The organism is Streptomyces sp. NPDC058157, assembly GCF_042884105.1.
Classification (GTDB): Bacteria; Actinomycetota; Actinomycetes; order Streptomycetales; family Streptomycetaceae; genus Streptomyces.
Genome location: NZ_JBHVUQ010000258.1, coordinates 1 through 8505 on the forward strand (window position 1 = coordinate 1; position 8505 = coordinate 8505).

Sequence of the window (8505 nt, forward strand, 5' to 3'; positions counted from 1 at the left end):
GTACAAGGTCTTGCGCCCGGCGCGCCGAGAGCACGCACCAGACGCCGCGAGGCCGCCCTCCGGGCGACGGCGGGACTTTGACGACAGGGCCTAGGCCCTGCCTCCTGGCCCTGCCGCGTTCACAGGGAAGCTGGCTACATTGCGCGGCGTACCAACCAAGAGGCGGCTGCGCGCGTCTGTTCCTGCGTGGGCCGCCTCGGACGGAGGGATGCGCGCATGTCGGTCACTGATCGGGCGGCGGGGGGACACCCCGGCGCCACCTCGGGCGCTCGCGGAGGGGGCCCCCGGCGGAGCCGGGCCGGGAAGACCGCCGTGTCGGCGCTCGCGGCGCTGGTCCTGGTCACGGGCGGCGGGGGCTGGCTCTACCTGAAGCTGAACGGCGACATCAGCGTCTTCGGCGCCGACGGGGTCTCCGACGACCGGCCCGCCTCCTCGAAGGGCCAGAACGTCCTGGTCATCGGCTCGGACGCGCGGACCGACGGGAACAGCGCACTGGGCGGGGGCGACAAGGACGACATCGGCCGCTCCGACACGGCCTTCCTCCTGCACGTCTACGCCGACCAGAAGCACGCGGTCGCCGTGTCCATCCCCCGCGACACCCTCGTCGACATCCCGCCCTGCAAGCTGCCCGACGGCAGTTGGAGCACGGTGCAGCACAACACCATGTTCAACGCCGCCTACTCCGTCGGACAGACCCCCAAGGGCAACCCCGCCTGCACCCAGAACACCGTCGAGAACCTCACCGGCCTGCGCGTCGACCACACCGTCGTCGTCGACTTCAAGGGATTCGCCGCCCTGACCCAGGCCGTCGGCGGCGTACAGGTGTGCCTGCCCCAGGACGTCTACGCACAGGACCTCGACCCGAATCTCGGCACCCGCGGCGCGCGGATCTTCGCCAAGGGGGAGCAGACGGTCAGCGGGCAGCGGGCGCTCGACTACGTCCGCATCCGGCACGGCATAGGCGACGGCTCGGACATAGGCCGGATCAAGCGCCAGCAGGCCTTCGTCGCCGCCCTGATCAAGAGGATCAAGAGCGACGGCCTCACCCCCACCAGACTGCTTCCGCTCACGGAGGCCGCGACGAAGTCCCTGACCGTGGACCCGGGACTGGGCTCCGCCGACAAGTTGCTCTCCTTCGCGATGTCGCTGAAGGACGTCGACCTGCACGACACCAAGTTCGTCACCGTCCCCTGGCGCTACCAGGGCGCGCGCGTGGCCCTCGTCGAACCGGACGCCGGCGCCCTGTGGGCCTCGCTGAGGGCCGACCGGACGATCGACGGCCAGGACGCCAGCGGCCGGAAGGCCGACCCCGCACCCCCGCCGCCCGGCCCGACGGCTTCCGGCTCTCCCGCCCCGGTGTCCGGCGCCGGCATCAGCCTCGCCGTGTACAACGGAACCACCGTCACGGGCCTGGCCGCCCGGGGCGCCGAACTGCTGAGGTCCCACGGCTTCACGGTCACCGGCACCGCGACCGCGAGCCGACAGGACTACGCCGCCACGGTCGTCGAGTACGGACCCGGCCGGGAGGACCAGGCGAGGACCGTCGCCCAGGTCTTCCCCGGCGCCGGGCTCCGTGCGATGCCGGGCGGCGGCGACGGCATCAGCGTGATCGTGGGACGCTCCTACGCCGCGGCCCCGGCGGCCGCCGCGAGCCCGACGGCGGCTGCCTCCACGTTCGCCGACGGTGCCCGGTCCGCGGACGACGACCCCTGCGCCGACCTGTCCTACGGCTGACCCCTCAGGGGCTCGGGACCGCCGGTCAGGCCTGGCCGCGCCGGCGGAAGAGGCGCCGGATGCCGAGCACGACCGCCACGACGATCCCGATGACGAGCAGCACGAGGAGCACCACGATGACGAGGGCGGCGATGCCGAGCTTCTTGAGGAATCCCCCCTTCTTCTTCGGCTTCTCCTTCTCCGCTTCCTTCTTCACCTTGCCGTCCTCGGCCGCGAGGACCGTGTCGGCGCCGGCCCGGTGGGCCGGTGCGGGCGAGGCGGAGTGGGGTGCGGCGGAGAGCGCGGGTGCCTGCGCTGCCGGAGCGGCCACGGCCGTCGCCGTCGTGCCGCCCAGGAGCAGTCCCGCCAGTGCGAGGGAGGAAATGGTCCGCGCGGCCTTGCGCCTGTTCACTGTGGTCTCCTTTTGATCATTCGTGCTGCATGGTGCCGGTCCGGTCCCGTGGGCGGGACGGGCCGTTCAGGGGCTCGCGCGGTCGTAGCTGTACCGCAAGGGCTCCTCTTTCACCCGGTAGTCCAGGCGGTACACGTGGAGCGCCTCCACGCGGACCCCGCAGGCCGGTTCCTCCAGTTCGCACGGGTACGTGACCTGCACGACCGCCGGGCGGCCCGAGACCCGCACGCGGAGTCCTCCCGCCGGACCGCCGTCGAGGACCGCCGTCTCCCGCACTTCCGCCCTCCCCGCCTCCAGGCCGGCCATGGGTCTACTCCTCGTCGTCTTCATCGCCCTCGAAGAAGTCCCCGACCTCGTCGACGACCTCGGCCGCCAGCATGCCGCCGACGACGCCCACGGCCAGACCCGCGGCCCCCGCGGCGATGGCCGTGCCCATCCCGGGGCCGGAGCGGCCGTGGCCGCTGTGGTGGCCCTGCTCGTCCTTGTGCAGGGCCCCGTCCCCGTGGCCGTAGGGGTCGTTGCCACGCGCCTTGCCGTCGGCGCGCGAGATGAGGATGCTCTGGATCCAGGAGTCCACCTCGGTGTTCCAGTCCGTGTGGCCGGCCTGGTCGTGGCGGACGGTGTGGCGGGCGAGGGCGTCGTGGCCGCCGGAGAGGAGGCCGCCGCCGCGCTTGTCCGCCTCGAAGACGATCTCCACACCGTCGGGTCCGGCGAGGAAGGTCACCTCGATCTCCTTCGCCTGGTGCGCGTAGCGGGGCGCGGGGGCGAGCTCGATCTCCTGGTAGAAGGGGAGTTGCCGGCCGGTGCCGGTGATGCGCCCGTATGCGAGGTCGGCGGACTTGAAGCTGAAGCCGAGCCGGCCCAGGGCCTCCAGGACGGCCTCCTGGACCGGCAGGGGACGGACCGTGAGCGCGTCGAGGTCGCCCTTGTCCTTGGCCCCGGCCACGCCGAGCTCGGTCCGCACTCCGAGCACGATGCCGAGCGGCTGCCCGTGGAGCTCGGTGACCGGGGTCTCCCACGGCAGGGTGACCGCGAACGGCACGCTCCGGCGCTCGCCTTCGCGGAGGCGGAAGCCGCCGCCGACGGTGAGGCGTTCGAAGACCACGATCCCGTCGTGCTCGCCGTCATCCGTCTCCGCCTCGACGCGGGCGACGAGTTCGAGCGTGATGTGCTCGATGTCGAAGTCCGCGCGGCCCCCGGTCAGGCGGACCTCTCCGGACAGGCTGCCGCCGGGTACGGCGCCGGCGGGGTCGAGGACCGTGTCCACGGTCGGACCGCCGACGCCCAACGAGCCGAGCAGTCGCTTGAACACCATCGTGGCGTCCACTCCTTCAGTCATGGTTCACAAAGGCGGGCGCAGCGCGCCTGTATCCACCGGGCGTCACATCCACCAACAGGCGACCTCTCGCGCACCGTTACCAGGCGGCCGAGAGGCCGAGGGCAGGTGCACGAAGATCCCTACAGGTAGAATCTACACACGTGTAGAAGCATAGGGGCGGCCGGGTCGCCGCGAACCGCCATCGGCGAAAGACCGCCGACGCGGGCGTTCGTACCGATGGAGGAGGTCGAGAGCGGCGGCGGGGGTGCCAGGGCCCGCTGCATGTGATCCAGGAGGTGCGGATCTCGATCGCGCTCGGTGGGTGCTGTTCACCGTCACGCTGCTCGTGCCGGGCGGGCTCAGCGCGCCCATGCGGATTTTGGAGGCCGGACCCGCATCCCGGTACTGAGGTCCCCAGGCCCGGCTGTTCTCCAGCGGGAAGCCCGATGCCCCGGAGCCGAGCGCGGCGAAGGCGTACGACGGGGGCGGGTAGCGCCTTCGTGCCCGAGGGGGAATGGACAGCCTGCCGCCCGCCGTCGGTGTCTGCAACCGGCTCCGACGGGGGAGCTGGTGGGCCATGGCGGTGGGGGCGCGGGCGTGGGGGGGGGGGCCCCGGGGCCCCCGGCGGGGGGGGGGGGGTGGGTCACCCCCCCGGCCGCCCGGGGGGCCGGGGGGGGCCCCGGCGGGGGCCCCGGGCCCCTCCGGGGCACGCCCCGGGGCCCACCGGCCGTGGACGGTTCGTGGTCCCGCCGTCGGCTACTTGGGCATCAGGACGGTGTCGACGATGTAGACGTTGGCGTTGGCGGTCTTGACGTTGCCGCAGACGACGTTGGAGGTGTCGTTGACTTGGTAGGACTCGCCGGAGCCCTTCGTGGTGACCATGCCCTTCTGAAGGGTCTCGAAGCTGCCGTTCTCCAGCTGCTTGGGGGTGAGCTTCTGGCCGACGACGTGGTAGGTGAGGATCTTGGTCAGCTGTGCCTTGTCGGCGAGGACCTTGTCGAGGTCGGCCTTCGGGATCTTCGCGAAGGCGTCGTTGGTGGGTGCGAAGACGGTGATGTCCTTGGCGTTGTTGAGGGTGTCGACGAGTCCGGCCTTCTTGACGGCGGCGACGAGGGTGGACAGGGCCGGGTTGTTGGAGGCGGCGGTGGCGACGGGGTCCTTGGCCATGCCGTCGAAGGAGCCGGCGCCCTCCTTGGGCACGCCCGCGCAGGCCGGGCCGAAGGGCTGGTCGCCGGTCATCGCGTCGGCCGCCGGGGTGGTCTCGCCGGTCTTGGCCTGGTCGCCGGCGGCCGCGGTGGGGGCGGCCTCGGTGTCGCTGCCGGAGTCGGAGCAAGCGGCCAGGGAGAAGGGCAGCAGGGCGGCTGCGGCGACGGCGATCGCGGTACGGCGGATCTTCAGGCTGTTCATGATCGATTGCTCCTTGAAGGGCTTTTCTCTACGGGGTGTTGAACTGGCTGGTTGTGCTGCCCCGGTCCGGGCTTCCGGTCGGCCGGGTGGTCTAGGGGACGGTGACGAAGACGCTGTGCCGGCCGCTCGCTCCGTCGGGGATGGTCCGGGCGCGCTGTTCGGTCTGCACCTGGCCGGTGCCGTCGGTGGCGCGGACGGTGACCGTGTGCCCGCCGGGTGTGGCACGCCAGGGGTAGGACCACTGGCGCCAGGTGTCGACGCCTGCCTGGGGGGCGAGGTCGGCGTCCTGCCAGGGGCCGTCGTCGATGCGGACCTCGACGCGGGTGATGCCGCGGTGCTGGGCCCAGGCGACGCCGGCGACGGTGACGGCGCCGGCGGCGGGGCGGGCGAAGGGCTTGGGCGTGTCGATGCGGGCCTGCGTTTTGATCGGCGCCCTCCGGGCCCACTTCCGCTTGACCCAGTAGGGGTCGTAGGCGTCGAAGGTGGTGAGCTCGATGTCGGTGATCCACTTGCAGGCCGACACGTACCCGTAGAGGCCGGGGACGAGCATCCGAACGGGGAAGCCGTGGTCGAACGGCAGCGGTTCGCCGTTCATGCCGACCGCGAGCATCGCGTCGCGGCCGTCCATGACGTCCTCGACCGGGGAGCCGAGGGTCATCCCGTCAACGGAACGGGCCACCAGCTGGTCCGCCTTCCCGCCTTGGGACGGTGGCCGGACCCCGGCTTCGCGCAGCAGATCGGCGAGAGGGGCGCCGAGCCAGCGGGCGTTGCCGATGTAGGGCCCGCCGACCTCGTTGGAGACGCAGGTCAGCGTGATGTCCCGTTCGATGAGCGGGCGTGCGAGGAGCTGGTCGAGGGTGTAGGCGCGGGGGCGGGTGACCCCTTTGCCGTGGATGCGCAGCCGCCAGGTGCCTGCGTCGACCTTGGGAACGGTCAGGGCGGTGTCGACACGGTAGAAAACGGAGTCGGGGGTGGTGAAGGGGCTGATGCCGGCCACCTTGAGCTGGACGCCGGCCGGCACGGCAGGAGCCGGGGAGGCCGGGGCCGGCAGGACCACGCTCTCGCGGGAGGCGACGGCACCCTGGCCCTGGCGGCCGGTGAGGAACCGCCCCAGGGCTCCGGCCGAGGCCGCCGCCACAGCGGTCACACCGGCCGCGGCGAGGAAGCCGCGCCTGCTCCACCCCTCGGTGTCATCCTGTCCGCCCGCACCCGTCGGTGCCGGAACGGGTGCCGCTTTCGACGCCAGAACATGGAGGGCGAGTGCCCCGGCGAGGGCTCCGGCGATCGAGGGCAGTGCGTCGCCGATGCCGGTGGCGTCCGGGCGGCTGAGAGCAGCGGCGGACCCGACGAGCCCGAACAGCAGCACGCCCGCCGTGCCCACCCGCCGGTGGGACAGGGCCAGGACCCCCAGGCCGATGGCGACGACGGTGAGAATCACCAGGATTCCGAGCTGCAGGACGGTCTTGTCGTTCTCGCCGAAGGTACGGATCGCGAAGTCCTTCACCGCGGGGGGCGTCCGGTCGATCACCGCGCCACCGACGACCGTCACGGGCCCGGCGGCCGGCCGCACCGCTCCGGCCACCAGCTCGGCCACGGCCAGAGCCGTGAACGCGGCCAGAACTCCGGCCAGTCCGCCCCGTGCGGTGCGGGAGAGGATCCTGTGGAAGCTGCTCACACCCGGCATTCGGCAGCACCCACCCGGCGGATTGGTCCGACCTCCGAAAGGGTGAACCGGGCGGCAGCGCCGAACGCGGTGAACAGACCGACCCGGGCGGCTGTGACAAGGAAGCGGCAGCAGCAGGCTGCGCAGTAGCACGACCAGGACCGCCACAGCCACCGCCGGCACCGCGCTGTCCGGGGTGTCCGTCAGCGCCGCCAGGACCTCTACGCGGTCCGCTGCTGGGGCCCGGGGCCGGGCGCCCGCACCCATCGCGGCGGCACGGCTCGTCATCGGCGCGGGACATCTCTCGTCTGCGCGGTGCTGGAGGGGCGCTGGGCCCGCCGTCCGCACAAGAGGAGGGAGGGGGAATGTCAGGGAAGCGGCGGCGCAGCAGGCTACGGCGATCGCCGCGGTCGGTCCCAGCGTCTGCTCGTCGGGCAGGATGGTGAACGCGAGGGACCGGTGGAGCGGTGGCCCGGCACGCGGCTGCCATCGCCATTGCGGGATCGGGCCGTCGGGCGAGTTCTTCGCGGTGGCGGGCGGCCGGGCAGGAGGGCGGAGCCGGTGCTCGTGACCAATGGTCCAGCACGACAAGGGCCCCTCCGCGCTCACGGTCAGCCTGGGGCGGAGCAGGCGGGCGCCGGCGTAGCGACGGCTCCGGCGACATGGCGGGGCGCCGCTCGGATCGCGGGACACGGCGGATCGGGCCGGGCGGCCGCGGACTGCAGGACACCGGGCTCTCGTCGCGAACCTCTTCATCAGCCGCTCGGACAACGGAGAGCAGGTCAGCGCGGCCCTGGGCCGGGAGATCGGGTTGAGGGCGGGGTGCTGCGGGTGGCCGCCGACAGCCACCCGCAGCCGATCCGCCCGGCACGGGTACCGCGCCCTGCGCGTCCCCAGGATCGCGCTGCGTCCCGTGCCGGGTCGGGTCACCGGTCGGCGCCTCCCCGTCGTGAGGGCGCCGGACCGGGGCTTTGCCCGCGGTGCGGGGTCAGGCGTTGATGCAGGTGTTGCCGAAGGACGGGTTCAGCAGTCCGATGACGCTGAGGGTGTTGCCGCAGGCGTTGATCGGGATGTGGACCGGCACCTGGATGAGGTTGCCCGAGCCCACGCCCGGCGATCCGACCGCCACGCCCCGCGCGCCCGCGTCGGCGGCCGCCACCGACGCGCCGGCCACCACGACCGCGCCTGCCGCCAGTGCCACGGCCAGACCTCGCCGCACACCAACCATGTCTTCTACCTCCCGTGAGGGTGTACGGCCGCGCGGTGGTCCCGCACGGCCGGTGAGGAAGCTCCGGGGGAGCGCCTCACAGCCGGTCTTCGCCGCCGCTTCCCGGCCGGCTTGGCCGAGGTGTCCGATTTCCCTCCAACGGGTTGGTCCCGGCTTGCGCGGGTGACGAAACGGTCTCCCATCCGCAGGCCCGTCGGCTACGAAGAACGGGCGATGCACGAACAGGTCTCCCAAGAACGGATCGTCCCTGGACGCGGTCCGGCCCCGCGGCACCGACGACACGAGGACCGGCATGCGATGGACGCCCCGCCCCCTGACGGCCGCCCCAGGCCACCCTTTTGCCTCCTCACCACAGTCGGAGCCCCACAGGTGAACCAACCCATCCCCTTCAACGGCGGCCGTTCCGGCGACGCTGCCCGCGACGACCTCACCGATGTCATGCGGCAGGTCGCCCACGGTGACAAACAGGCCTTTTCCGCCCTCTACGACGCCCTCGCCCCTTTGGTCTTCGGGATCGTCGTCAAGGTCGTCCGCGACCGGGCACAGTCCGAGGAGGTCGCCCAAGAGGTCATGATCGACCTGTGGCGGCAGGCGGCCCGCTACCGTCCCGAAGCGGGCTCCGTCACCACGTGGGCGGCGACGATCGCGCACCGGCGGGCCGTGGACCGGGTCCGCTCCGCCCAGGCGGCCGCAGATCGCGAGCAGGCCCAGGCGTCCCGCGAGCACACCACCGCGTTCGACGAGGTCGCCGAGCAGGTCGAGAC

General features: G+C 72.6%; 8 protein-coding genes. 2 read left to right on the forward strand and 6 right to left on the reverse strand.

The window, feature by feature from the left end:
- The first annotated feature begins 216 nt into the window (after positions 1-216).
- Positions 217-1734 carry an LCP family protein gene (locus ACFVXK_RS34680; protein ID WP_389620037.1) on the forward strand — a complete coding sequence of 506 codons (1518 nt, stop codon included), beginning with the start codon at positions 217-219 and terminating at the stop codon, positions 1732-1734.
- 25 nt (positions 1735-1759) lie between these two features.
- On the opposite strand, the gene ACFVXK_RS34685 is transcribed toward ACFVXK_RS34680, so the two are convergent.
- The 6 genes from ACFVXK_RS34685 to ACFVXK_RS34710 form a co-directional block, all read right to left on the reverse strand.
- Positions 1760-2125, reverse strand: a complete 366-nt coding sequence (locus ACFVXK_RS34685) for a hypothetical protein (RefSeq protein WP_389620040.1) — start codon at positions 2123-2125, stop codon at positions 1760-1762.
- 66 nt (positions 2126-2191) lie between these two features.
- Positions 2192-2431, reverse strand: a complete 240-nt coding sequence (locus ACFVXK_RS34690; RefSeq protein WP_389620043.1) for a hypothetical protein — start codon at positions 2429-2431, stop codon at positions 2192-2194.
- A gap of 4 nt (positions 2432-2435) precedes the next feature.
- Positions 2436-3440 carry a sporulation protein gene (locus ACFVXK_RS34695; protein WP_389620053.1) on the reverse strand — a complete coding sequence of 335 codons (1005 nt, stop codon included), beginning with the start codon at positions 3438-3440 and terminating at the stop codon, positions 2436-2438.
- 759 nt (positions 3441-4199) lie between these two features.
- Positions 4200-4850, reverse strand: coding sequence for a fasciclin domain-containing protein (locus ACFVXK_RS34700; RefSeq protein ID WP_389620046.1), 651 nt, complete (start codon positions 4848-4850; stop codon positions 4200-4202).
- Positions 4851-4941: 91 nt separating this feature from the next.
- Positions 4942-6534, reverse strand: coding sequence for a molybdopterin-dependent oxidoreductase (locus ACFVXK_RS34705; RefSeq protein ID WP_389620048.1), 1593 nt, complete (start codon positions 6532-6534; stop codon positions 4942-4944).
- A 967-nt stretch (positions 6535-7501) separates the two neighbouring features.
- Complete coding sequence (locus ACFVXK_RS34710; protein WP_389620051.1) at positions 7502-7741, reverse strand: chaplin; 240 nt, start codon at positions 7739-7741, stop codon at positions 7502-7504.
- Between the two features lie 438 nt (positions 7742-8179).
- Here ACFVXK_RS34710 and ACFVXK_RS34715 point away from each other — a divergent pair.
- Positions 8180-8505 (forward strand): sigma-70 family RNA polymerase sigma factor (locus ACFVXK_RS34715; protein ID WP_389620056.1); only part of this gene is annotated, 326 nt, incomplete at its 3' end.

What these genes read in the sequence shown, in the direction of transcription:
- ACFVXK_RS34680 (WP_389620037.1), top strand. Translation starts at nt 217, where the DNA reads ATGTCGGTCACTGATCGGGCGGCGGGGGGACACCCCGGCGCCACCTCG.
- ACFVXK_RS34690 (WP_389620043.1), bottom strand. Translation starts at nt 2,431, where the DNA reads ATGGCCGGCCTGGAGGCGGGGAGGGCGGAAGTGCGGGAGACGGCGGTC.
- ACFVXK_RS34695 (WP_389620053.1), bottom strand. Translation starts at nt 3,440, where the DNA reads ATGGTGTTCAAGCGACTGCTCGGCTCGTTGGGCGTCGGCGGTCCGACC.
- ACFVXK_RS34700 (WP_389620046.1), bottom strand. Translation starts at nt 4,850, where the DNA reads ATGAACAGCCTGAAGATCCGCCGTACCGCGATCGCCGTCGCCGCAGCC.
- ACFVXK_RS34705 (WP_389620048.1), bottom strand. Translation starts at nt 6,534, where the DNA reads ATGCCGGGTGTGAGCAGCTTCCACAGGATCCTCTCCCGCACCGCACGG.
- ACFVXK_RS34710 (WP_389620051.1), bottom strand. Translation starts at nt 7,741, where the DNA reads ATGGTTGGTGTGCGGCGAGGTCTGGCCGTGGCACTGGCGGCAGGCGCG.